Here is a 22,600-nt window from a genome sequence, read left to right as displayed (position 1 = left end):
GCCATTGAGCGGACCGAGAAAATTTCAGTTGTCGCGTGTGCAGTAAAACATGTGACCAGCACGGGAGAAAGCCCGATCGACGTCGTCGGCGCGTTTCCTGTGAACATTGCGCTTGGCGCTGGCGGCTATGTGACCGCCCCTCCGCACCGTAGGCTGCTGGGCATGGCAAAGTCCCGTGCCAACCGCCTGGCCGTGGATGACTGGATCCAGGCGGGCTATGAGGTACTTGCCGAAGAAGGCATCAAATCGCTCAAGGTGGACCGACTGTGCAGCCGCCTAGGGGTGACGAAAGGTAGCTTTTACTGGCATTTCGCCGATATCGCCAGCTATCGCATCGCGCTCGTCGACGCGTGGGGCGCCTCGCGGGACGAGGAACGGAGCCACTTCGGCACATCCACAAATGTCCCCCCGAGGGAGCGACTCTCGCAAATGATGACGACCCTCGTGGACGCTCGTCACTGGACGCTCGAGCGCGCCATGCGCGAGTGGGCGCGCACCGACGAGGCCGTGGCCGCGAGTGTGCGCGCCGCGGACCGCCGGGTACTCCTCGCCGTTCGCCAGGCATTTCTGGATTACGGGTTCGACGCCGAGGAGGCCGATCTGCGCGCCACCGCGACATTTGCGGTCGGAATCGGCTTCTTGCATCTCTCCGGTCCGCAGCCCAGCGCCCGGGGTGCTGCGCGGCGGGAACGGTTCCTGGACATCATGCTGACGCAATGATCTCCGTCGGGCGGTCCGGTTTCCGTACTAAATAGTATGGTAGCGTCGCGGCCATGACCGCGGTCTCGGCCAGCCCGGCCATCACCCCTGCGTTTGTCGCCCGACTTGCCGAGCGCGCGCAGGAAGCCGAGCAGATCCGCCGGCTACCTGCCGAGACCATCGCCGACCTCACCACGTCGGGCTTCGCCGATCTGCTGAAGCCTGCCCGTTTCGGCGGCCAGCAAGCCGAATTTCCCGCAATCCTCGACCCGGTCCGGCGGATGGCGCACGGCTGCGCATCGAGCGCGTGGACCATCGGTTTCTACGCGCTGCACAACTGGATGCTTGCCCTTTTCGACGAGCGCGCCCAGGAGGAGGCGTTCGCAACGCGTCCGTTCCTCGCGCCCGCGCCCCTGGCGCCGACGGGGCGAGGGGTTCCGTCGGGCGATGGCATTCGGCTGACAGGCCGGTGGTCATGGGCGACGGGCGTGATGGACGGCAACTGGGTCATGGTGGGCGCGCTGTGCGGCCCCGACGAAGATCCGGCTGCCATCTATCCGGCAATGGCACTGCTGCCCATCTCTGACGCCCGCATCGAGGACGTCTGGCACACCGACGGCATGCGGGCCACTGGATCCAATGACGTCGTCATCACCGACGCGTTCGTCCCGCACCACCGGCTCGTTCGGGTCGCCGACATCTACTCGGGCACCGCGCCGGGCGCCGGGCTGCACGACGCCGACACCTACCGCTGGCCGATGGTGCCGGCCTTGTCGCTGTTGGCTGCGATGCCCGCGCTGGGCAGCGCCGAGCGCGTCACCGAGATCTACGCCGATCGGCTCGGCGAGCGCATCCTCGCGTACGAGGGCGTGGCGCAGAAGGACAAACCCCTCGCACAAGCTCGGCTCGGCGAGGCGCGAGTCCGACTGCGTGCCCTGCGCGGGCTGCTCGCCGACACCGTCGCCGACATCGAAACTGTCGTCGCCTCAGGTCAACCCGTGCCGCGGGCGGTGCGCGCCGATGCCCGCATGGCGGCCGCGCACATCGTGCGCGAATCGCGGATCGTGATCGCCACCCTGCTCGAGGCATCCGGCGCCAGCGCGCACTTTGCCGATAACCCGCTGCAGCGCATCAAGCGTGACGTCGACGTCCTTGCCGGTCACGTGGTGTTCGACTACGACACCAGTCGCGAACTCGCCGGTGCGCTCACACTGGGTATGAAGGTCTCGCGCACCGCAATGGTCTAACCGAAGGGGACATATGGCCGACGATCTACGCGATCGGATCACGAAGGTCTTTCAGAAGAACGTCGCCAACCGAATGATGCGGTTGATGCCGTTCCAGACGCTGCTGGAGACGACCGGGCGCAAGTCCGGGGAGCCGCGCCGGACACCGCTCGGCGGACGCCGCGAGGGTGATCAGTTCTGGTTCGTCTCGGAATTCGGCGACAAGTCGCAGTACGTCAAGAACATCCAGGCCGATCCGAAGGTCCGCGTCAGGCTGAATGGCAAGTGGCACAGCGGCACCGCCCACCTGGTGCCCGAGGACGATCCGCACGCGCGGTTGCAATCGCTGCCGCAGTTCAACAGCTTCGGCGTGCGGACCTTCGGAACCAATCTGCTGTCCATTCGGGTGGATCTGAAGGGTTGACCTCAGCCCAAAAGTAAAACTAATATCATTTTTAGTTTGGCTTCAGTCTGGATCGCCCATTTGTCGATGGAGACACCATGGAATCCTTTGTTCACCTGCGAAAAGGCCGCACTCCCCTGCGCCTGCATGCCGACCTGGACGGCCTGAAGGACGACGAACTCGGGCGCGGCGGCTTCACCGGCCGCACCGCGAACATGTATCGCCGCCATGACCCGACGGCGTACCGCTCCGTCGGCCCGTTGCGGCCCGTCGACGTGCTGTCGTCGGAGCTCAAGCCCAGCGATGCCAGCGACGCCGCGGGCGGTCCGCTGCTGATGTTCAGCAATGCCGACTGCCTCGTCATGTTGTCGCGGCGCACCGAGGCGATGCCGTTCTTCGTCCGCTACGTCGACGGAGACCTCCTCAGCTTTGTGCACAAGGGATCCGGCCTGCTGGAGACGGAGTTCGGGCCACTGCGCTACCGCGAGGGCGACTGGGTCTACATCCCGAAGGCGTGCACCTTCCGTCAGGTGCCCGACGAGGAGACCACACTGCTGATGATCCAGGCCACCGACGAGTTCCGGGTGCCGCCGCCGGGCTACCTGGGACGCCATTTCCCGTTCGACCCGTCGCAAGCCGTCATTCCCGAGCCGGGACCCATCGACGATGACGGCCGCGACGAGTACGAGGTCCGGCTGATCCATCAGGGTGGCCCGACGACGCTCTTTTACCAACACAATCCGCTCGACGTGGAAGGTTGGCGCGGCGACAACTTCGCCTTCACCTTCAACATCGACGACTACAACGTGGTCACCTCGAACAGCGTGCATCTGCCGCCGACGGTGCACCTGTTCATGGAGGCGACCGGCGTCTACGTGATGAACTTCCTACCCAAGCCCGCCGAGGGCGTGCCCGGCACCGAGCGCACACCCTGGTATCACCGCAACGTCGACTTCGACGAGATCGCCTTCTTCCACGGCGGATCGCTCTACGGCATACCGATGCCTCCCGGCCTGGTATCGCATGCGCCGCAAGGGGTTCACCACGGAGCTCCGGAGAAGGCGCGCGAGCGAGCCCGGCGTAAGTTCGACGAGTACGACAAGGTCGACTGGTCGGTGATCGCGATCGACACCCGACGCAGGCTCATCCCGTCCGACGAAATACTGGCGAACGACCTAGGGCAGCACTAGTGACCACCGCCGTCAAGTACGAGTACGACCGCATCCCGTATCTGGTTGCCTACCAGAACACTTCAGGCGTTCGTGACGTGTACGGCGGTGTCGCCGAACTCGTCGTACTCGAGAGCCACCTGCTGCGGCCAAAGGGCAAACCATCAGATACGGTGCTGGTCTTCATGCATCCCATCGGAGGCGGGGCGTATCTACCGATGATGAACGCGCTCGCCCGCGCGGGACATCACGTCATCTACTGCAACAGCCGCTTCCGCGGCACCGACTCCGCTCTGCTGATGGAGAAGGTGGTCGAGGATCTCGGCGAGTGCATAAAGGATGCGAAGAACCGGCTGGGTTATTCGAAGGTGGTTCTCGCGGGCTGGAGCGGCGGTGGCTCGCTTTCGGTGTTCTACCAGCAGCAGGCACAGAACCCGACCGTGACGGCCAGCCCGTCCGGCGATGGCCCCGACCTCACCAAGCTCGGCCTGATCCCAGCCGACGGCATCATGCTGCTCGCCGCGCACGTCAGCCGCCACGGCACGATGACCGAGTGGTTGGACGCGTCGATTCTGGACGAGTCCGACCCGTCAAAGCGTGACCCCGAGTTGGATTTGTACAACCCGGACAACCCGAACCAGCCGCCATACTCCGCCGAGTTCCTGGAGCGTTACCGTGCCGCCCAGATCGACCGCAATCGCCGAATCACCAAGTGGGTCAGAGACAAACTAGCGAAACTGGCCGCTGACGGCCGCCCCGAGGACGAGTTCGCGTTCGTCGTGCACGGCACCATGGCCGATCCGCGCTGGCTCGACCCGACCGTCGATCCGAACGATCGCACCCCGGGACAGTGCTATCTGGGCGATCCTGCGGTGGTGAACAACAGCCCCGTCGGCCTGGCCCGATTCTGCACACTGCGCAGTTGGCTGTCGCAGTGGAGCTACGACGACGCCAACGCGGACGCAGTGCGCGCCGGCCCCGACATCGCGGTGCCCGCCCTGGTCGTCGGCAACCTGGCCGACGATGCGTGTACACCCAGCCACACCCAGCGGCTGTTCGGTGCGATCGGGCATCCTGACAAGGAGATGTACGAGATCGCCGGTGCCAACCACTACTACTCCGGGCCAGACCAGCGCGGCACGCTGCGCGAGGCCGTTGGCATCTGCACGGACTGGCTGCACAGGCACGGGTTCTCGAAATGAGTGTCACCGGTCCGCTTGACGGCATCAGGGTGATCGAGGTCGGCACGCTGATCTCCGGGCCGTTCGCGGGTCGGCTGCTCGGCGATATGGGTGCGGAGGTCATCAAGATCGAGCCGCCGGGCGCTCCGGATCCGTTGCGCACGTGGGGCCAGGCGGAGCTCGACGGCCACCACTTCTTCTGGACGGTGCACGCGCGCAACAAGAAAGCGGTCACGCTGAATCTGCGTGAGGCCGCGGGACGTGAGCTCTTCCTTGATCTCGTCGAGCGCTCCGACATCATCGTGGAGAACTTCCGTCCCGGGACGCTGGAGAAGTGGGCCCTCGGCTACGACGTGCTACATCAACGCAACAAGGGCATCATCCTGGTACGGGTTTCCGGTTACGGGCAGACCGGGCCCGAAGCGCACAAGGCCGGTTACGCCTCGGTCGCCGAGGCGGCCAGCGGCCTGCGTCATATGAACGGGTTCCCCGGCGGACCTCCCCCGCGACTCGCACTGTCGCTCGGTGACAGCCTGGCCGGGATGTTCGCCGCCCAGGGCGCACTGGCCGCGCTCTATCGGCGCTCAGTCACCGGCGAGGGTCAGGTCGTCGACGCGGCACTCACCGAATCCTGTTTGGCTGTACAGGAATCCACGATTCCAGATTACGACGTGGGCGGGGTGATACGCGGGCCATCCGGTACCCGCCTGGAAGGCATCGCCCCATCGAACATCTACCCGACCGCCGACGGCAGCTGGGTCGTCATTGCGGCCAATCAAGACACCGTCTTCCGCAGACTGTGCGCCGCGATGGAACAACCCGACCTCGCCACCGACGACCGGTTCGCCAATCATGTTGCCCGCGGACGCAATCAAGATGAGCTCGACAAGATCATCGGCGACTGGGCGGCCACCCGCCAGCCCGCCGACATCATCGCCACCCTCTCGGAGGCCGGGGTGATCAGCGGACCGATAAACACCGTTGCCGAGGTCGTCGAGGATGCACAGCTGCAGGCCCGCGGGATGATCGCCGACCACTGGGACGAGCGCATCGGACGAAACGTCAAGGGCCCCGGGGTGGTACCGGTGCTTTCGGACACGCCGGGGACCATTCGCAGCGCCGGGTCGGCCCGGCCCGGCCAGCACAACGACGAGATCTATGGCGGCCTGCTCGGTCGCGGCGATGCCGAGCTGGCCACGTTGCGTGAGGAGGGCGTCCTATGACCGCACTACCGACACATGTCGACATTCGCGACGTTTCGCTGCGCGACGGACTGCAGATCGAGGACCCGATCCCGTTGTCGGCCAAGCTCGAACTGCTCGCCGCCGTCGCCGCCACCGGGGTGCGGGAGATGGAAGCGACGGCGTTCGTCTCTCCGTCGAAGGTGCCAGCACTGGCCGACGCGGCCGAACTCGCCGCCGAGCTGCACAATTTTCCCGACATCGAATTCTCGGCGCTGGTGGCCAGTCCCAACGGCGCCAAACGCGCGATCGCCGCGGGCCTGCACTCGATCGAGTTTGTGGTGTCGGCTGCCGACGGTCACAGCCACGCCAACGTGGGACGTACCACCGCCCAAGCCACCGCGCAGATACCCGAGATCGTCGCGATCGCCCATGACAGCGGCGTGAGTGTCGAGGTCATCATCGCCACCGCGTGGGACTGCCCCTTCGACGGCCCGACGCGACCGCAACGCGTCCTTGACATCGTGACGGCGGCCCGCGTCAACGGCGCCGACCGCCTGGCGATCGCCGACACCATCGGCACCACGACACCGCGTCGAGTCAGCGACCTCGTCGCGCTGGTTCGCCCCCAGATCGGCGACATCCCGCTCGGCGCCCACTTCCACAACACCCGTGGCGCCGGCCTGGCCAGCGCATACGCCGCAGTCGCCGCCGGTATCACCCGGCTTGACGCTTCGATCGGCGGTCTCGGCGGCTGCCCGTTCGCGCCGGGCGCCAGCGGCAACATCGCCACCGAAGATCTGGTTTACCTGTTACGGGACAGCGGGATTGGAGTCGACGTCGACCTGCAGGCCGCCATCGCCGCCGCCCGCGTCGCGCAGAAGGCCGTCGGGCACGGCCTACCGAGCTCACTGCTGCGCGCCGGCGACCGAATACTCGGCGAGTGACGTGCCCGTCGAGACGCTGAGCGCCAAGGGCCGCCAGACCAGGGATGCCCTCCAACAGGCCGCCCGGAAACTCTTCGCCGAGCGCGGCTTTCACGGCACCACGCTGGGTGACATCACGTCGGCGGCCGGAAAGTCGCCCGCATCGTTCTACCGCTATTTCGCCGACAAGGAAGATCTGCTGGCCGTCCTCGCCCAGTCCTTTCTGCACGAGGTGGTCGCACCCTCGGGGTTGAGCGTGCACCTGCCGGACTCACCGGAGGACGACACGTTCTTCCGCGCTGTGGTCACCGGCTACTGGAACATGTTCAAGCAGAACATCGGCATCATGATCGCGGTCGCCCAACTGGCCGCGACCCAGCCGCGTTTCGCCGCCGTGCAGAACGAGTTCCGGCGCTTCGGCATCGATATCGTCGCCGCCTCCGTGCGCCGAGCCCAGGAACAGGGTTACGGTTCGGAACTGGATCCCGAACACACCGCGGCGGCGATCGCGCTGCTGTTCGAGAACTTCACCACCGTATTCGTCGGCACATCCGGTCTCGGGCTCGAGATCGGGGACGAGGATGCAATCGCCACGCTGTCGAGGATCTGGAAGAAGACCCTGTACGGGTCCTGATCAAAGGAGATCACGTGGATTTCACCCTCCCGGAACACCTTCCGGGCCTGCTCGCCGAGATGGACACATTCATCGAGGATGAGATCAAGCCGCTGGAACGCGAAAACATGCAGTATTTCGACCAGCGCCGCGAGTACGCCCGCACGGACTGGGACAACGACGGCATCCCACGCCGGGAGTGGGAAGACCTGCTGGGTGAGATGCGCAAGCGCGCCGATGCCGCGGGCTGGCTGCGCTACGGCCTGCCCTCGCAGTTCGGTGGCCGGGACGGAAGCAACATCGACATGGCTGTCATCCGGGAACATCTGGCGCATAAGGGACTCGGGCTGCACAACGACCTGCAGGACGAATCGTCGATCGTCGGGAACTTTCCCCAGGTCATCATGATGGACCGGTTCGGTACCGACGCACAGAAGGCCGACTGGATCGAGGCCATGCTGACCGGCAAACGGTCGATGGCGTTCGGGCTGACCGAGCCCAACCACGGGTCCGACGCCACCTGGCTGGAGACCACGGCTGTGCGAGATGGCGACGAGTGGGTCATCAACGGTGCAAAACGGTTCAACACCGGCGTGCACCGCGCCACTCACGACCTCGTCTTCGCCCGCACCTCCGGTGAGCCGGGCCAGGCCCGCGGCATCACGGCGTTCCTGGTGCCGACCGACACACCCGGATTCACGGTGCCGTATTACTGGTGGACGTTCAACATGCCGACTGACCATGGTGAGGTCGAGCTGAAAGATGTCCGGGTACCGGCCGACGCGGTGCTCGGCGAACTGGATCGCGGCCTCGAAGTCGGTCAGACCTTCCTGCACGAGAACAGGATCCGGCAGGCCGCCAGCAGCCTCGGTGCGGCCCAGTACTGCATCGACCGCGCCGTCGAATACGCGAACGAACGCAAGGTATTCGGCAAGCCACTGGCGGTGAACCAGGCCGTGCAGTGGCCACTGGTCGAATTGCAGACCGAGGCACAGATGGTGCGGTTGCTGGTGCGGTTCGCCGCCGCGGAGTTGGACCGCAACCACCACATGGAGGTCTCCGACAAGGTGTCGATGGCCAACTACCGCGCCAATCGGTTGGTGTGCGACGCCGCCGACCGCGCGATGCAGGTGTTCGGGGGCGTCGGCTACAGCCGTCACCAACCGTTCGAGCACATCTACCGACACCACCGCCGCTACCGGATCACCGAGGGCGCCGAGGAGATCCAGATCCGACGGGTGGCTCAGCGGCTCTTCGGATTCGGGCGCAGGTGAAGGACCAGCTCGAGGCAGTGCTCCGCCCCGCGCTTGGCGAGGGTGTCGTCGTCGAGAATCTACGGACGTTGACCGGCGGGGCGAGCAGGACCACGTGGGCGTTCGACGCCGTCACCGATGAGCGGCAAGCGTTGATACTCCGCACCGGACCGCCGGACGATGTGCACGCGAGCATGGAGCTGGAGGCCGCTGTGCAACAGCGTGCGGCCGCCGCAGGCGCTCCTGTCCCCCAGATCGTGACTGCCGATAATTCCGCTGCCGCACTGGGTAATCCGTACCTGATCTGCAATGCGATCGCCGGAGAGACGATCGTCAGGCGGATCTACCGAACTCTTGACGACGCCGGCCGTGACCGGTTGCTTCGCCAGTGCGCGCAGGCGCTGGCGGACATCCACCGCGCGGATCCCGCCGACCTGGGCCTGAGCGAGTCCGACCAGCTCAGCGAGTGGCGCGACCGGCTCGACGAAATGGGTGACACGACAGCGACGTTCGAATGGGCGTTTCGCTGGCTGGCCGCGAATCGCCCCTCGCCGTCGCCGCACGTGCTCGTGCACGGCGACTTTCGGATGGGCAATGTGATCGTCGACCAGAGCGGGCTGGCGGCGGTCCTGGACTGGGAGCTGGTGTACACCGGCGAGGTGTACGAGGACTTGGCTTGGTTCTGCATCCGGGCGTGGCGCTTCGGCGCACCCGAAGACCTCGGTGCGGGTGGGCTGGGCAGCATCGAAAGTTTCCTGTCTGCCTACGAATCGGCGGCAGGCACCGAGCTGGATCGCGACGTCTTCCGGTGGTGGCTGACCGTCGCCACGCTGCGGTGGGGTGTGATCTGCCGATTCCAGGCCGAACGTCATCTGTCGGGTCAGACGCCCTCGGTCGAATTGGCCGCGATCGGTCGCCGCGTCGCCGAAACCGAATGGGATGTTGTGGATCTGCTGACGGGAGGTGGTCCCCGATGAGCGGGCTGTACGGTCGGCCGACGGCGGCCGAACTGATCGCAGCGGTCGCCGATTTTCTCGACAACGAGGTGCGCGGGGCAATTGAAGGCCCGGTCAACTTCCACGCCCGCGTCGCCGCCAATGTGCTGCGCGTTGTCGAGCGCGAACTGCTCGACGGGCCCGCCGACGACGTCGCCGCTGCGCTCGGCCGCCTGGGCTACGCCGACGAGGACGAGCTCGCGATGGCCATCCGCGCCGGCGACCTCGACGACCGGCCCGACGACGTATTGGCAGCCTTGCGCACGATCGTGCGGCGCCGGCTCGATGTCGCCCACCCCGGCTATGCCTCGCCGTAGCGATTTCGGTGCGCATACGACCGCTCAGCGACTGTTTGGGCACCGAAGTCGCTCAGAGGCGGCGGGCGCGGGCGAGCCAGGCCGGCTCGTCGACCACCGAACCGACGGGCAGGCCGATGGCCTCGACGTGCGGTTCCTGGACAACTCCGCGATAGGTGGTTTCATCGAGCGCCTCAAGCGCCCAGCCGTCGCCGAACGCGTCGCGAATCACCGCCTCACTGACCTCAGGCCCGAATCCACGGCCCTTGTCGGACAACGCCAACACATGCACCAGCGCGTCCGGCACGCATACGGCATGCAGGCCCGCGACGTATTCGGCACGATCCGTGTCATCGAAGATGTGAAACAGCGCGCTGTCGATGACCGTGTCGTAGCGCCGACCCGCACCGAGGTTCAGAGCGTCAGCGACCTCGAAGCGAGCGTCGACCCCCTTGGCGACCGCGTTCTCGCGGGCCCGCTCGATCGCGGTCGGCGCTGCGTCCACGCCGAGTACGTCGTAGCCCAACCGGGTAAGCAAGATCGTGTGCTCACCGGTTCCGCATCCGGCGTCGAGCACCGTGCCGTGCACCAGGCCAGCACGTTCGAGGCCGACGATCGCGGGCTGCGGCTCGCCGATCACCCACGGTGCTGTACGGGTCTTGTAGACGTCGTCAAATCGGGAGAAGGTTGGTGTGGAATCCATGAAATCCAGGGTTCTACCTCAACCTGGCTTTAGGTCAAGGGAGATCACAGGAAATGTCGGTCACGGATTCCGGTGCGATCGTTGATGTCGCCGATCAGCTGTTCGGTGCGATCGCGGCCAGTGACATCGCCACGGTGAAGGGGCTGTTCGACGACGACGTGCTGGTCTGGCACTCGGGCGACACCAGGGACAGCGCCAAAGAGCGGGCGGCACGGGTCATCGACTGGTTCATCAATGCGACCACCGATCGTCGCTACGAGATCCTCGACCGCCAGTTCTTCGACGGTGGTTTCGTGCAGCAGCACATCCTGCACGCCAACGGACGGAACAGCGGATCGATCCACATGCGTGTCTGCATCGTGATCAAGGTAGGCACCAACGGGCTGATCACCCGCATCGACGAGTACTTCGATCCGGCAGAGATGGCCCCACTGCTGGAGTCGACGAACTGACAGGAGACGATATGGCAAGCCTCAGCGAGTTTTTCAGCGATCCAGCATCAGGCGGGGCATGGACCGCTGTAGCTGATCAATCCGCCGTCACGGTGAAGAGCAAGTCCTTCTGGGGCGCAATGCCCGTCAAGGTCCGCTTCACCGAATTCACTGGCGACGGCCAAGTCACCGCCCCCCAAACGGTTTTCGGCCGCATCGACATCAAGGCCGCATCGCTGCGCACGGGCATAGGCAAGCGCGACGAGCATCTACGCTCCGCTGACTTCTTCGAAGCCGACAGGTTCCCCGACATCAGTGTGGTCGTCACCGCCGCGGATGCCGTCGACGTCGACACTGTCGGGCTGCGTGCGCAAGTGACCGTCAAGGGCACCACGAAGCCGCTCGAGCTGAAGGCCAAGGTCACACCGGTCGGCGACGGCGGAATGCGGCTGACGACACAGGCGACGATCAATCGCCAGGACTTCGGTGTCGACGGCAACATGATGGGCATGATCGGCGACAACGTGACGATCTCGGGCGACATCGTGTTCCGGCACGCCGGCTAACCCGTACGATCGGGCGCATGGTCGAGCCATCGCCGCTTCGGGTCCTCGTCTACAGCGACAATCCCAGGACTCGAGAGCAGGTGCAGCTCGCGCTCGGTAAGCGCGTGCACCCGGATCTGCCCGAACTGACGTACGTCGAGATCGCAACCGGTCCGATGGTGATCGTGCAGATGGATAAGGGCGGTTTCGATCTGGTGATCCTCGACGGTGAGGCCACCCCGGTAGGCGGCATGGGAATCGCCAAACAGCTCAAAGACGAGATCGCCGATTGCCCGCCGGTCCTCGTGCTCACCGGACGACCGGACGACCGTTGGCTGGCCAGCTGGTCGCGTGCGGAGGCCGCGGTTCCCCATCCGATCGACCCGATTCGGCTTGGCGATGCTGTGGTATCGCTGCTGCGCACGCCTGTGCAGTAACTGCAGGCACTAAAAGCGCTGTCGCCCTTGCCCATTCAGGGCACGCCGGCGTCACGAATATGTGATCTTAGCCATACTAACCCCAACGTGTGGCGCTCATCGCTGAGCCCGCTAGGGTGTGGGTAAGCTCACATCGACAGCCCACGAGGGAGCGTTCGCTCGGCATGGATTTGTACACCCCAATACTGGTGCTCGGCGCCATCGCGGCGGCGTTCGCGATCGGCTCGGTCGGCATTGCTCTGCTGATCGGCCCGAGGCGCTACAACCAGTCCAAACTCGAGGCCTACGAGTGCGGCATCGAGCCGGTCCCCGAACTGGCCAGTGCCCACTCGGCAGGCCAGCGGTTCCCGATCAAGTACTACCTGACCGCGATGTTGTTCATCATCTTCGACATCGAGATCGTCTTCCTCTATCCGTGGGCGGTCGCATTCGACAATCTCGGACTGTTCGCGCTGGTGGAGATGCTTCTCTTCATGGTGGTGGTGTTCGTCGCCTACGCGTACGTCTGGCGGAGAGGAGGCCTGGCATGGGACTAGAGGAGAAGCTGCCCGGCGGGATTCTGCTGTCGACGGTCGAGCAGGTCGCCGGCTACATCCGGAAGGGCTCGCTGTGGCCCGCGACGTTCGGACTCGCCTGCTGCGCGATCGAGATGATGGCGACGGCGGGTCCGCGGTTCGACATCTCACGTTTCGGCATGGAGCGGTTCTCGGCGACGCCCCGGCAGGCCGACCTGATGATCGTCGCAGGTCGCGTGAGCCAGAAGATGGCGCCGGTGCTCCGCCAGATCTACGACCAGATGGCCGAGCCCAAATGGGTGCTGGCAATGGGTGTGTGCGCCTCCTCGGGCGGCATGTTCAATAACTACGCCATCGTGCAGGGCGTCGACCACGTCGTCCCGGTCGACATCTACCTACCCGGGTGCCCCCCGCGGCCCGAGATGCTGCTGCACGCAATCCTCAAGCTGCACGACAAGATTCAGGAGATGCCACTCGGCGTTCACCGCGAGGAGGCGATCCGCGAAGCCGAGAAGGCCGCCCTATCGGTAACCCCGACCATCGAATTAAAAGGGCTGCTGCGGTGATGAGCCCCGGCGAAGAACAAACAACCTCGACTGAAAACACTGGTCGGCAGGCTGACATCGAGCCGCCCGAGGTCATCGGGGTACGCCGCGGCATGTTCGGTGCCAGCGGCTCCGGCGATACCTCGGGCTACGGCCGTCTGGTCCGTCCTGTCGCGCTGCCAGGCAGTTCGCCACGCCCCTACGGCGGCTATTTCGACGAGGTCATCGACACGTTGACCACGGCACTCGGCGAGGACGGCTATGCCGCGTCGATCGAACGGGTGGTGGTCTTCCGCGACGAGCTGACGCTGGAAGTTCGGCGCGAGCAGCTGCCGGCGGTGGCGCAAGCCCTGCGCGACGATCCCGGTCTGCGGTTCGAGCTGTGCCTCGGGGTCAGCGGTGTGCACTATCCCGACGACAGCGGACGCGAGCTGCACGCGGCATACCCGTTGCTGTCGATCACCCACAACCGCCGCATCCGTGTGGAAGTCGCCACACCCGACGACGACCCCCACATCCCGTCGCTATACACGGTTTATCCGACCGTGGACTGGCACGAGCGCGAAACCTACGACTTCTTCGGCATCATCTTCGACGGCCATCCCGCCCTGACGCGCATCGAGATGCCCGACGACTGGGTGGGCCACCCACAACGCAAGGACTACCCGTTGGGCGGTATCCCGGTCGAGTACCACGGCGCTGAGATCCCGCCGCCCGATCAGCGGAGGTCTTACAACTGATGAATTCACCGGAAACCCCGGCCAATCCTTCTCAATCGGGCGGTACCGAAACCGTTGTCGTTGTCGGCGGCCAGGACTGGGACCAGGTCGTCGAGGCCGCAAAGCGGAGCGCGGCGTCGAACGCCGGGGAACGCATCGTCGTCAACATGGGTCCCCAGCATCCGTCCACCCACGGAGTGCTGCGCCTGATCCTCGAAATCGAGGGCGAGACGATCGTCGAGATCCGTTGTGGTATCGGGTATCTACACACCGGCATCGAAAAGAACCTCGAGTTCCGCACGTGGACGCAGGGTGTCACCTTTGTAACCCGAATGGATTACCTATCACCGCTTTTCAACGAGACGGTGTACTGCCTTGGGGTGGAGAAGCTGCTCGGCGTCACCGACGACATCCCCGAACGCGCCAGCGTCATTCGTGTGATGATGATGGAGCTCAACAGGATTTCCTCACACCTGGTCGCCCTGGCCACCGGCGGCATGGAGCTGGGTTCCATGGGTGCGATGTTCTACGGGTTCCGCGAACGCGAGCAGATCCTGTCGATCTTCGAAACCATCACCGGGCTCCGGATGAACAACGCTTACATCCGCCCTGGCGGCGTGGCGATGGACCTGCCCGACGAGGCCATCCCCGAGATCCGCGACATGCTCAAGCTGATGCCCAAGAGGCTCAAAGACCTCGAAGACCTGCTCAGCGAGAATTACATCTGGAAGGCGCGCACCCAGGGCATCGGCTATCTGGACCTGACCGGGTGCATGGCACTTGGCATCACCGGTCCCTGCCTGCGCTCGACGGGCCTGCCCCACGACCTGCGTAAGTCACAGCCCTACTGCGGGTACGAGACCTACGACTTCGACGTGATCACCGACGACGCGTGCGACTCGTACGGCCGCTACCTGATCAGGGTCAAGGAGATGCACGAGTCACTGAAGATCATCGAGCAGTGCGTCGAACGGCTCGACGTGCCGAATCCCGGACCCGTGATGATCCAGGACAAGAAGCTGGCGTGGCCGGCCGACCTGAAGCTCGGGCCCGACGGCCTCGGCAACTCCAACGAACACATCGCGAAGATCATGGGCCACTCGATGGAGGGGCTGATTCACCACTTCAAGCTCGTCACCGAGGGGATCCGAGTGCCCGCGGGGCAGGTCTACGTCGCGGTCGAGTCGCCGCGCGGTGAGCTCGGCGTGCACATGGTCTCCGACGGCGGGACCCGTCCGTACCGCGTGCACTACCGCGACCCTTCGTTCAACAATCTCCAGGCCGTCGCGGCGATGTGCGAGGGCGGCATGGTCGCCGACGCGATCACCGCGGTGGCGTCGATCGACCCGGTGATGGGGGGCGTGGACAGGTGACGGTGTTCCTAGAGCTTGGCCAGCGTCCCGATGAGCCGGGTCCACCGATTCACGGCGCCAAGACATATCCGGCCGACGTGACCGCCCGACTTGCGGCCGACGCCGAGCAGGTGATCGTCAAGTACCCGGAGAGCCGCTCGGCATTGCTGCCGCTGCTGCACCTCGTCCAGTCCGAAGACGGATGTCTGACACCCGCAGGTATCGCGTTCTGCGCCAAGAAGTTGGGACTGACCGACGCCGAAGTCACCGCGGTCGCCACGTTCTACTCGATGTACCGCCGCACGCCGACCGGTGAATACCTGGTCGGCGTGTGTACCAACACTCTCTGCGCGATCATGGGCGGCGACGCGATTCTCGAAGCGCTGCAGGATCATCTGGGTGTCCACGCCGGTGAAACGACTGCTGACGGCCGGGTCACCCTCGAGCACGTCGAGTGCAACGCCGCATGCGACTACGCACCGGTGGTGATGGTCAACTGGGAGTTCTTCGACAACCAGACACCGTCGTCGGCCCGCGATCTCGTCGACGGATTGCGGGAGGGCGAACCGCCCATCCCGACCCGCGGCGCGCCGTTGTGCACCTTCAAGGAGACCGCGAGAGTCCTTGCAGGTCTGCCGGATCCGGAATCGGCCGCTGCGCAGACCCCGACCGGCGACGCCACCCTCGCCGGATTGCGGATCGCCAAGGAACGCGGCATGGAGGCGCCCCCGGTCACTGCGGTTACGGACTCCCACAGCGGCCCCGACGACGAGAAAGTCGCGGCCGAGGCAACCAAGGACCAAGCCGCCCCGGCCCCGTCCGCCGACGTGCCTGCGAAGCCGCACAAACCCGAAACCGACCCGAAGGCAACGGATTCGAAAGCATGACACCACTTACTCCCGTGTTGAGCCGGTTCTGGGACGAGCCAGAACCCTGGTCTATGGATACCTACCGTCGCCATGACGGCTACCGCGCGCTCGACAAGGCGCTCGCCATGGATCCCGACGACCTGATCGCCACCGTGAAGGATTCGGGTCTGCGGGGGCGCGGGGGCGCGGGCTTCCCGACGGGTACCAAGTGGTCGTTCATCCCGCAGGACGACACTGGCGCAGGCGCCAAGCCGCACTACCTCGTCGTCAATGCCGACGAGTCCGAACCCGGTACGTGCAAAGACATTCCGTTGATGCTGACGACACCGCACTTTTTGGTGGAGGGTGTGATCATCGCGGCGTATGCGATCCGGGCCCACCACGCGTTCATCTACGTCCGCGGCGAGGTGCTACCGGTGCTGCGACGATTGCAGGCGGCGGTCGCCGAGGCCTACGACGCCGGCTATCTGGGCACGGACATTCTGGGCTCGGGCTTCGACCTGGAACTGATCGTGCACGCCGGAGCGGGCGCCTACATCTGCGGTGAGGAGACAGCGCTGCTGGACTCCCTGGAGGGCCGTCGCGGACAGCCGCGCCTGCGCCCACCGTTTCCCGCCGTCGCCGGCCTGTACGCCTCGCCGACGGTGGTCAACAATGTCGAATCGATCGCCAGTGTCCCGCCCGTGCTGCTCAACGGCGTGGACTGGTTTCGGTCGATGGGCACCGAGAAGTCGCCGGGCTTCACGCTGTACTCGCTGTCCGGCCACGTCACCACTCCCGGGCAGTACGAGGCCCCGCTTGGCATCACGATGCGCGAGTTGCTCGACTACGCCGGCGGCATCCGCGCCGGCCACAGCCTCAAGTTCTGGACACCCGGCGGCTCATCCACACCGCTGCTTACCGATGAACACCTCGACGTGCCCCTGGATTACGAAGGCATGGCAGGGGTGGGAACGATGCTCGGCACGAAGGCGCTGCAGGTGTTCGATGAGACCACCTGTGTGGTCCGCGCGGTGCGTCGCTGGACGCAGTTCTATGCGCACGAGTCGTGCGGCAAGTGCACACCATGCCGCGAGGGCACGTACTGGCTGGCGCAGATCTATGCGCGCCTGGAGACCGGCACGGGCACCGAGGCCGACATCGACAAGCTGCTGGACATAGCCGACAACATCAACGGAAAATCGTTCTGCGCGTTGGGTGACGGCGCGGCCGCGCCGATCCTGTCGTCGATCAAGTTCTTCCGCGACGAGTACTACGAGCATCTGGCCGGCGGCTGTCCGTTCGACCCGCACGCGTCGACTCTGATGGCAACCGAAGGGGTGGGGGTCTAGATGACAGTGACCGAACCGACCCACGACGCCCCGCCCGTCGAGATGGTGGACCTCACCATCGACGGTGTGGAGGTCAGTGTGCCCAAGGGCACCTTGGTGATTCGGGCCGCCGAGCTGATCGGCATCCAGATCCCGAGGTTCTGCGACCATCCGCTGCTCGACCCGGTGGGTGCCTGCAGGCAGTGCCTGGTCGAGGTCGAAGGGCAGCGCAAGCCGATGGCCTCGTGCACCATCACGTGCACACCGGACATGGTGGTGCGCACGCAGATGACGTCGGAGTCCGCGGACAAGGCCCAGCAGGGAGTAATGGAACTTCTGCTGATCAACCATCCGCTCGACTGCCCGGTGTGCGACAAGGGCGGCGAGTGCCCGCTGCAGAACCAGGCGATGTCCAACGGCCGCCCCGAAACTCGGTTCGAGGACGTCAAGCGAACCTTCCCCAAACCGATCAACATCTCGTCCGAGGTGCTGCTGGACCGGGAACGCTGCGTGTTGTGCGCGCGATGCACCCGCTTCTCCGAGCAGATCGCCGGCGACCCGTTCATCGAACTGCTCGAACGCGGTGCGCTGCAACAGGTGGGCATCGCACCCGGTGAGCCGTTCCAGTCGTACTACTCCGGAAACACCGTGCAGATCTGCCCGGTCGGCGCGCTCACCGGCGCGGCCTACCGGTTCCGTGCCCGGCCGTTCGACCTGGTTTCCAGCCCCAGCGTGTGCGAACACTGCGCAAGCGGATGCGCGGAGCGCACCGACCACCGCCGCGGAAAGGTCTTGCGCCGGTTGGCCGGTGACGACCCGGAGGTCAACGAGGAGTGGAACTGCGACAAGGGACGTTGGGCGTTCACCTACACGACCCAGGGTGACCGCATCACCACTCCCCTGGTCCGCGACGACGGCGAGCTGCGACCGGCCTCCTGGTCGGAGGCCATCAACGTGACCTGTACCGGACTCGCCGCCGCGCGCGGTAACGCCGGGGTGCTTGTCGGCGGACGGCTGACCGTCGAGGACGCCTACGCGTACTCGAAGTTCGCCCGAATGGTGTTGGACACCAATGACATCGACTTCCGGGCGCGCGCCCACAGCGCCGAGGAAGCCGAGTTCCTGGCCGCGCACATCGCAGGACAGCCGATGACGGTGACCTACACCGACCTCGAAAACGCGCCCGCTGTGCTGCTGGCCGGGCTGGAGCCCGAAGAAGAATCGCCGATCGTGTTCCTGCGGTTGCGCAAGGCGGTCCGTAAGAACGGACTTCAGGTGAAGGCGATCGCGCCGTTCGCCACCCGTTCGCTTTCCAAGATGCGCGGCCAGCTGATCGCGACGGTGCCAGGCGGTGAGGCCGCCGCACTCGACGGTCTGGCCGATGACGCACAGCTGAAGCTTCCCGGAGCCGTCATCGTGGTCGGCGAGCGCCTCGCCACCTCGCCAGGAGCGCTTTCTGCCGCAGGCAGATTGGCCGCCGCGACCGGCGCCCGACTGGCATGGATACCACGACGGGCCGGTGAGCGCGGGGCCCTGGAGGCAGGCGCACTGCCCGGTCTGCTGCCCGGCGGCCGACCGGTCAGCGATGTCACCGCCCGAGAACAGACAGCCAATGGATGGCATGTCGGTGAGCTGCCGAGCACCCCCGGACGCGACACCGCGGGCATCATCGACGCGGCGCGCAAGGGCGAGTTGGGAGCCCTGCTGGTTGGCGGAGTCGAACTCGCTGACCTCCCCGACCCGGACGCGGCCCTTGCGGCGATCGACGCCGCACCGTTCGTGGTGAGCCTCGAGCTACGTCAGAGCGCGGTCACTGAACGCGCGGACGTGGTCTTCCCGGTCGCACCCGTTGTCGAGAAGGACGGGGCATTCGTGAACTGGGAGGGCCGGATTCGCCCGTTCGAGGCGGCGCTGCAGACCAATGCCACACCCGATCGGCGGGTCCTGCAGTTCCTCGCCGACGAGCTCGGGGTCGACCTGAACCTGCCGACGGCCCTTGCCGCAGGTGAGGAGATGGCGCAGCTGGGACTGTGGTCGGGTCAACGGTCGAGCGGGCCATCGGTGTCGCCGTCGCAGGCCGAGCAGCCCGGCAAGGGCAAGGCGGTGCTGGCCGGCTGGCGCATGCTGCTCGACGATGGCCGCCTGCAGGACGGCGAACCACACCTCGCAGGCACCGCCCGGCAACCGGTCACCCGGATGTCGGCGGTCACCGCGGGCGAAATCGATGCTGCGGACGACGATCTGGTAACCGTGCGCACAGAACGTGGCGAGGTCACTCTGCCCCTGCTGATCACCGACATGCCCGACGGCACCGTGTGGCTGCCGATGAACTCGCCCCAGTCGGCGGTATACCGGCAGCTCGGCGTGACCACAGGAACCGTCGTGTCGATCGGGCGGGCTGCACTATGACCTACCCCGACCCCACGCTGTTCGGGCACGACCCGTGGTGGCTGATCCTGCTCAAGGCGCTGGGAATCTTCGTCTTCCTGATGCTGTCCTTGTTGGTGGCGATCCTCCTCGAGCGCAAGATCCTCGGCTATATGCAGATGCGCCCGGGACCGAACCGCGTCGGACCGTGGGGACTGCTGCAATCACTGGTCGACGGGGTCAAGCTGGCCCTCAAAGAGGGCCTCATCCCGGCCGGAGTGGACAAGTTCATCTACCTTGCGGCGCCGGTCATCTCCGTGGTTCCCGCGTTCATCGCGTTCTCCGTGATCCCGATGGGCGGCGAGGTGTCGATCTTCGGACATCGCACCGCGCTGCAGCTGACCGACATGCCGATGGCGGTGCTGTTCGTGCTCGCCGCGACGTCGATCGGGGTGTACGGAATCGTATTGGCGGGCTGGGCTTCCGGTTCCACCTATCCCCTGTTGGGCGGTATTCGATCGAGCGCGCAGGTGATCTCCTACGAAATTGCGATGGCCCTGTCGTTCGTCGCGGTCTTCATCTACGCCGGCACGATGTCGACCTCGGGCATCGTCGCCGCGCAGGACGGCACTTGGTACATCTTCCTGCTGCTGCCGTCTTTCGTCGTCTACGTGATCTCGATGGTCGGCGAAACCAACCGGGCGCCCTTCGATCTGCCCGAGGCCGAGGGTGAACTGGTCGGTGGGTTCCACACCGAGTATTCGTCCATCAAGTTCGCGATGTTCATGCTTGCCGAGTACGTCAACATGTTCACGGTGTCGGCACTGGCCACCACGCTGTTCCTCGGGGGATGGCATGCGCCGTGGCCTATCAACTTGTGGGACGGCGCCAACACGGGCTGGTGGCCGCTGCTGTGGTTCATCGCCAAGGTGTGGGGCTTCATGTTCATGTTCTTCTGGCTGCGCGGAACACTGCCCCGGATGCGCTACGACCAGTTCATGGCGCTCGGCTGGAAGGTGCTCATCCCAGTCTCGTTGATCTGGATCGTGATCGTCTCCTCCACGCGCAGCCTTCGCAACCAGGGCTACAACCAGCTTTCGACCGGTCTGATCACGGTGGGCGCAGTGGTGGCGCTGATCCTGCTGTTCGCGCTGTGGAGAACCGTGCGGGCCAGAAACATTCAGAAGATCCCACCGCAGGCCATGCGGTCAGGCGCGTTCCCCGTGCCACCGCTGCCGACTGCCACCAGGGATACGGCTTCAAAGGAGACAGCAGATGCCTAAGTTCTTCGATGCGATCGCCGGCTTCGGCGTGACGTTCGGCACCATGTTCAAGAAGCGCATTACCGAGGAATACCCGGAGAAGCCAGGCCCGACGTCCAAGCGCTATCACGGCCGGCACCAACTCAACCGCTACGACGACGGCCTGGAGAAGTGCATCGGCTGTGAGTTGTGCGCGTGGGCCTGCCCGGCCGACGCCATCTTCGTCGAGGGCGCCGACAACTCCGAAGACGAACGATTCTCGCCCGGTGAGCGTTACGGCCGCGTCTACCAGATCAACTACCTCCGGTGCATCGGCTGCGGGTTGTGCATCGAGGCATGCCCGACCCGGGCCCTGACGATGACCAACGAGTACGAGATGGCCGACGACAATCGCGCCGACTTGATCTGGGGCAAGGACAAACTGCTCGCCCCGCTGAAGTCCGGCATGCTGCCCCCGCCCCATCCGATGCAACCGGGGAGCACCGACGAGGACTACTACCGCGGCAACATCAAGCCGGTGACCGAGGACGCCACGTGACGCTGGAGTTCTTCGCGTCAGCCGCCGCTGACGTAGCCGGCCACACCTCCACGACAGAAGCCGTGTTGTTCTGGGTGCTGGGCACCGTCGCGGTCGCCGGAGCGGTGGGCGTCGTCGCCGCACCGAAAGCGGTGTACTCGGCCATGTTCCTGGCCACCACGATGATCGTGCTTGCGGTCTTCTACATCGCCCAGGACGCGCTGTTCCTCGGCGTCGTGCAAATAGTGGTCTATACCGGCGCGGTGATGATGTTGTTCCTGTTCGTGCTCATGCTCGTCGGCGTCGACACCTCGGAGTCATTGGTCGAAACCATTCGGGGACAACGCGTCGCGGCCATCGCGATCGGCGTCGGCTTCGGCGTCCTACTCATCGCGGGGATCGGCAGTGTCTCGGTGGGCGGATTCGTCGGACTGGAGCAAGCCAATGCCGGCGGCAATGTCCAGGGCCTGGCCGTCCTCATCTTCACCGAATACCTGTGGGCCTTCGAGTTGACCGGTGCGCTGCTGATCACCGCCGCCCTTGGCGCAATGGTGCTGGCCCACCGCGAACGCTTCGAACGCCGCAAGACCCAGCGCGAGTTGTCCGAGGAACGCTTCCAACCGGGCGGATACCCGACGACCTTGCCCAACCCCGGTGTGTACGCACGCAACAACGCCGTCGACATGGCTGCGCGCCTTCCCGATGGATCGGTCTCAGAGCTGTCCGTCAGTGCGCTGCTGCAAAAGCGGACGGTGGATCCGACCGACGGCGGTGGTGACGACAAGTGAACCCCGACAACTACCTGTACCTGTCCGCTCTCTTGTTCACGATCGGTGCGGCCGGAGTGCTGTTGCGCCGCAACGCCATCATCATGTTCATGTGCGTCGAGCTGATGCTCAACGCCTGCAACCTCGCCTTTGTGACGTTCTCCCGCATGCACGGCCAACTCGACGGCCAGATGGTGGCCTTCTTCACCATGGTGGTCGCCGCCTGCGAGGTCGTGGTGGGGCTGGCCATCATCATGACGATCTTCCGTACCCGCCGTTCGGCTTCGGTCGACGACGCAAGTCTGCTGAAACACTAGGG

26 protein-coding genes are annotated in these 22,600 nt (G+C 65.4%); 25 read left to right on the top strand and 1 reads right to left on the bottom strand.

The genetic code is table 11. The features are described 5' to 3' along the window. Positions 1 to 162 precede the first annotated feature (162 nt). From CSQ99_RS10590 to CSQ99_RS10540, 11 genes are all read left to right on the top strand, one after another. Positions 163 to 720 (top strand): TetR/AcrR family transcriptional regulator, encoded by a 558-nt coding sequence (locus CSQ99_RS10590; RefSeq protein WP_099039067.1) that lies wholly within the window; start codon positions 163 to 165, stop codon positions 718 to 720. 53 nt (positions 721 to 773) lie between these two features. Beyond that, complete coding sequence (locus CSQ99_RS10585; RefSeq protein ID WP_099039008.1) at positions 774 to 1,946, top strand: acyl-CoA dehydrogenase family protein; 1,173 nt, start codon at positions 774 to 776, stop codon at positions 1,944 to 1,946. A 13-nt stretch (positions 1,947 to 1,959) separates the two neighbouring features. Beyond that, positions 1,960 to 2,349 carry a nitroreductase/quinone reductase family protein gene (locus CSQ99_RS10580; RefSeq protein WP_099039007.1) on the top strand — a complete coding sequence of 130 codons (390 nt, stop codon included), beginning with the start codon at positions 1,960 to 1,962 and terminating at the stop codon, positions 2,347 to 2,349. A gap of 77 nt (positions 2,350 to 2,426) precedes the next feature. Beyond that, positions 2,427 to 3,518: a homogentisate 1,2-dioxygenase gene (locus CSQ99_RS10575; protein ID WP_099039006.1), complete on the top strand. Its 1,092-nt coding sequence runs from the start codon at positions 2,427 to 2,429 to the stop codon at positions 3,516 to 3,518. Beyond that, positions 3,518 to 4,699, top strand: a complete 1,182-nt coding sequence (locus tag CSQ99_RS10570; protein WP_099039005.1) for an alpha/beta hydrolase — start codon at positions 3,518 to 3,520, stop codon at positions 4,697 to 4,699. The genes CSQ99_RS10575 and CSQ99_RS10570 overlap by 1 nt, the downstream gene beginning before the upstream one ends. Further along, the gene (locus tag CSQ99_RS10565; protein ID WP_099039004.1) at positions 4,696 to 5,901 is read left to right on the top strand and encodes a CaiB/BaiF CoA transferase family protein; all 1,206 of its coding nucleotides are present in this window, start codon (positions 4,696 to 4,698) and stop codon (positions 5,899 to 5,901) included. Before CSQ99_RS10570 ends, CSQ99_RS10565 begins: the two co-directional genes overlap by 4 nt. Then, positions 5,898 to 6,806 carry a hydroxymethylglutaryl-CoA lyase gene (locus tag CSQ99_RS10560; RefSeq protein WP_099039003.1) on the top strand — a complete coding sequence of 303 codons (909 nt, stop codon included), beginning with the start codon at positions 5,898 to 5,900 and terminating at the stop codon, positions 6,804 to 6,806. Before CSQ99_RS10565 ends, CSQ99_RS10560 begins: the two co-directional genes overlap by 4 nt. 1 nt (position 6,807) lies before the next feature. Next, positions 6,808 to 7,419 carry a TetR/AcrR family transcriptional regulator gene (locus CSQ99_RS10555; RefSeq protein WP_099039002.1) on the top strand — a complete coding sequence of 204 codons (612 nt, stop codon included), beginning with the start codon at positions 6,808 to 6,810 and terminating at the stop codon, positions 7,417 to 7,419. Between the two features lie 14 nt (positions 7,420 to 7,433). Continuing rightward, complete coding sequence (locus CSQ99_RS10550) at positions 7,434 to 8,672, top strand: acyl-CoA dehydrogenase family protein (RefSeq protein ID WP_099039001.1); 1,239 nt, start codon at positions 7,434 to 7,436, stop codon at positions 8,670 to 8,672. Further along, positions 8,669 to 9,628 (top strand): phosphotransferase family protein, encoded by a 960-nt coding sequence (locus CSQ99_RS10545; protein ID WP_099039000.1) that lies wholly within the window; start codon positions 8,669 to 8,671, stop codon positions 9,626 to 9,628. Before CSQ99_RS10550 ends, CSQ99_RS10545 begins: the two co-directional genes overlap by 4 nt. Next, the gene (locus tag CSQ99_RS10540; protein ID WP_099038999.1) at positions 9,625 to 9,963 is read left to right on the top strand and encodes a DUF6285 domain-containing protein; all 339 of its coding nucleotides are present in this window, start codon (positions 9,625 to 9,627) and stop codon (positions 9,961 to 9,963) included. Before CSQ99_RS10545 ends, CSQ99_RS10540 begins: the two co-directional genes overlap by 4 nt. 52 nt (positions 9,964 to 10,015) lie before the next feature. On the opposite strand, the gene CSQ99_RS10535 is transcribed toward CSQ99_RS10540, so the two are convergent. Continuing rightward, entirely contained in the window at positions 10,016 to 10,645 is a 630-nt protein-coding gene (locus CSQ99_RS10535) for a class I SAM-dependent methyltransferase (RefSeq protein ID WP_099038998.1), read from the bottom strand. A gap of 53 nt (positions 10,646 to 10,698) precedes the next feature. On the opposite strand from CSQ99_RS10535, the gene CSQ99_RS10530 reads away from it, so the two are divergent. The 14 genes from CSQ99_RS10530 to nuoK all read left to right on the top strand — a co-directional run bounded on the left by CSQ99_RS10530 (position 10,699) and on the right by nuoK (position 22,598). Further along, positions 10,699 to 11,097, top strand: coding sequence for a nuclear transport factor 2 family protein (locus tag CSQ99_RS10530; RefSeq protein ID WP_099038997.1), 399 nt, complete (start codon positions 10,699 to 10,701; stop codon positions 11,095 to 11,097). 11 nt (positions 11,098 to 11,108) lie between these two features. Beyond that, positions 11,109 to 11,642, top strand: a complete 534-nt coding sequence (locus tag CSQ99_RS10525) for a YceI family protein (RefSeq protein ID WP_099038996.1) — start codon at positions 11,109 to 11,111, stop codon at positions 11,640 to 11,642. Positions 11,643 to 11,659: 17 nt separating this feature from the next. Further along, a complete protein-coding gene (locus CSQ99_RS10520; protein ID WP_099038995.1) occupies positions 11,660 to 12,058 on the top strand; it encodes an Rv3143 family two-component system response regulator in 399 nt (132 codons plus the stop codon). A gap of 164 nt (positions 12,059 to 12,222) precedes the next feature. Further along, the gene (locus tag CSQ99_RS10515) at positions 12,223 to 12,594 is read left to right on the top strand and encodes an NADH-quinone oxidoreductase subunit A (RefSeq protein WP_099038994.1); all 372 of its coding nucleotides are present in this window, start codon (positions 12,223 to 12,225) and stop codon (positions 12,592 to 12,594) included. Next, positions 12,585 to 13,139, top strand: coding sequence for a NuoB/complex I 20 kDa subunit family protein (locus tag CSQ99_RS10510; RefSeq protein WP_006245530.1), 555 nt, complete (start codon positions 12,585 to 12,587; stop codon positions 13,137 to 13,139). Before CSQ99_RS10515 ends, CSQ99_RS10510 begins: the two co-directional genes overlap by 10 nt. After that, positions 13,139 to 13,858, top strand: a complete 720-nt coding sequence (locus CSQ99_RS10505) for an NADH-quinone oxidoreductase subunit C (RefSeq protein ID WP_099038993.1) — start codon at positions 13,139 to 13,141, stop codon at positions 13,856 to 13,858. Before CSQ99_RS10510 ends, CSQ99_RS10505 begins: the two co-directional genes overlap by 1 nt. Further along, positions 13,858 to 15,210 carry an NADH dehydrogenase (quinone) subunit D gene (gene nuoD / locus CSQ99_RS10500; RefSeq protein ID WP_099038992.1) on the top strand — a complete coding sequence of 451 codons (1,353 nt, stop codon included), beginning with the start codon at positions 13,858 to 13,860 and terminating at the stop codon, positions 15,208 to 15,210. The genes CSQ99_RS10505 and nuoD overlap by 1 nt, the downstream gene beginning before the upstream one ends. Continuing rightward, positions 15,207 to 16,076, top strand: coding sequence for an NADH-quinone oxidoreductase subunit NuoE (nuoE, locus tag CSQ99_RS10495; protein WP_099038991.1), 870 nt, complete (start codon positions 15,207 to 15,209; stop codon positions 16,074 to 16,076). The genes nuoD and nuoE overlap by 4 nt, the downstream gene beginning before the upstream one ends. Beyond that, positions 16,073 to 17,389 carry an NADH-quinone oxidoreductase subunit NuoF gene (gene nuoF, locus CSQ99_RS10490; protein WP_099038990.1) on the top strand — a complete coding sequence of 439 codons (1,317 nt, stop codon included), beginning with the start codon at positions 16,073 to 16,075 and terminating at the stop codon, positions 17,387 to 17,389. Before nuoE ends, nuoF begins: the two co-directional genes overlap by 4 nt. Then, positions 17,390 to 19,777 carry an NADH-quinone oxidoreductase subunit G gene (locus CSQ99_RS10485; RefSeq protein WP_099038989.1) on the top strand — a complete coding sequence of 796 codons (2,388 nt, stop codon included), beginning with the start codon at positions 17,390 to 17,392 and terminating at the stop codon, positions 19,775 to 19,777. Next, the gene (gene nuoH, locus CSQ99_RS10480) at positions 19,774 to 21,018 is read left to right on the top strand and encodes an NADH-quinone oxidoreductase subunit NuoH (protein ID WP_099038988.1); all 1,245 of its coding nucleotides are present in this window, start codon (positions 19,774 to 19,776) and stop codon (positions 21,016 to 21,018) included. Before CSQ99_RS10485 ends, nuoH begins: the two co-directional genes overlap by 4 nt. Beyond that, positions 21,011 to 21,535 carry an NADH-quinone oxidoreductase subunit NuoI gene (nuoI, locus tag CSQ99_RS10475; protein WP_099038987.1) on the top strand — a complete coding sequence of 175 codons (525 nt, stop codon included), beginning with the start codon at positions 21,011 to 21,013 and terminating at the stop codon, positions 21,533 to 21,535. Before nuoH ends, nuoI begins: the two co-directional genes overlap by 8 nt. Next, positions 21,532 to 22,302, top strand: coding sequence for an NADH-quinone oxidoreductase subunit J (locus CSQ99_RS10470; RefSeq protein WP_425437809.1), 771 nt, complete (start codon positions 21,532 to 21,534; stop codon positions 22,300 to 22,302). The genes nuoI and CSQ99_RS10470 overlap by 4 nt, the downstream gene beginning before the upstream one ends. Then, complete coding sequence (nuoK, locus tag CSQ99_RS10465; protein WP_099038986.1) at positions 22,299 to 22,598, top strand: NADH-quinone oxidoreductase subunit NuoK; 300 nt, start codon at positions 22,299 to 22,301, stop codon at positions 22,596 to 22,598. Before CSQ99_RS10470 ends, nuoK begins: the two co-directional genes overlap by 4 nt. Positions 22,599 to 22,600 lie beyond the last annotated feature (2 nt).

Source organism: Mycobacterium neglectum (assembly GCF_002591975.1).
Lineage (GTDB): Bacteria > Actinomycetota > Actinomycetes > Mycobacteriales > Mycobacteriaceae > Mycobacterium > Mycobacterium neglectum.
The sequence above is the reverse complement of the archived record's forward strand: the minus strand, read 5'-3'. Positions and strand labels throughout refer to the sequence as shown.

Coding starts and splice junctions, on each gene's coding strand:
- CSQ99_RS10590 (WP_099039067.1), top strand. CDS start 163: ATGGCAAAGTCCCGTGCCAACCGCCTGGCCGTGGATGACTGGATCCAG.
- CSQ99_RS10585 (WP_099039008.1), top strand. CDS start 774: ATGACCGCGGTCTCGGCCAGCCCGGCCATCACCCCTGCGTTTGTCGCC.
- CSQ99_RS10580 (WP_099039007.1), top strand. CDS start 1,960: ATGGCCGACGATCTACGCGATCGGATCACGAAGGTCTTTCAGAAGAAC.
- CSQ99_RS10575 (WP_099039006.1), top strand. CDS start 2,427: ATGGAATCCTTTGTTCACCTGCGAAAAGGCCGCACTCCCCTGCGCCTG.
- CSQ99_RS10565 (WP_099039004.1), top strand. CDS start 4,696: ATGAGTGTCACCGGTCCGCTTGACGGCATCAGGGTGATCGAGGTCGGC.
- CSQ99_RS10560 (WP_099039003.1), top strand. CDS start 5,898: ATGACCGCACTACCGACACATGTCGACATTCGCGACGTTTCGCTGCGC.
- CSQ99_RS10540 (WP_099038999.1), top strand. CDS start 9,625: ATGAGCGGGCTGTACGGTCGGCCGACGGCGGCCGAACTGATCGCAGCG.
- CSQ99_RS10535 (WP_099038998.1), bottom strand. CDS start 10,645: ATGGATTCCACACCAACCTTCTCCCGATTTGACGACGTCTACAAGACC.
- CSQ99_RS10530 (WP_099038997.1), top strand. CDS start 10,699: ATGTCGGTCACGGATTCCGGTGCGATCGTTGATGTCGCCGATCAGCTG.
- CSQ99_RS10525 (WP_099038996.1), top strand. CDS start 11,109: ATGGCAAGCCTCAGCGAGTTTTTCAGCGATCCAGCATCAGGCGGGGCA.
- CSQ99_RS10520 (WP_099038995.1), top strand. CDS start 11,660: ATGGTCGAGCCATCGCCGCTTCGGGTCCTCGTCTACAGCGACAATCCC.
- CSQ99_RS10515 (WP_099038994.1), top strand. CDS start 12,223: ATGGATTTGTACACCCCAATACTGGTGCTCGGCGCCATCGCGGCGGCG.
- CSQ99_RS10510 (WP_006245530.1), top strand. CDS start 12,585: ATGGGACTAGAGGAGAAGCTGCCCGGCGGGATTCTGCTGTCGACGGTC.
- CSQ99_RS10505 (WP_099038993.1), top strand. CDS start 13,139: ATGAGCCCCGGCGAAGAACAAACAACCTCGACTGAAAACACTGGTCGG.
- nuoD (WP_099038992.1), top strand. CDS start 13,858: ATGAATTCACCGGAAACCCCGGCCAATCCTTCTCAATCGGGCGGTACC.
- nuoF (WP_099038990.1), top strand. CDS start 16,073: ATGACACCACTTACTCCCGTGTTGAGCCGGTTCTGGGACGAGCCAGAA.
- CSQ99_RS10485 (WP_099038989.1), top strand. CDS start 17,390: ATGACAGTGACCGAACCGACCCACGACGCCCCGCCCGTCGAGATGGTG.
- nuoH (WP_099038988.1), top strand. CDS start 19,774: ATGACCTACCCCGACCCCACGCTGTTCGGGCACGACCCGTGGTGGCTG.
- nuoI (WP_099038987.1), top strand. CDS start 21,011: ATGCCTAAGTTCTTCGATGCGATCGCCGGCTTCGGCGTGACGTTCGGC.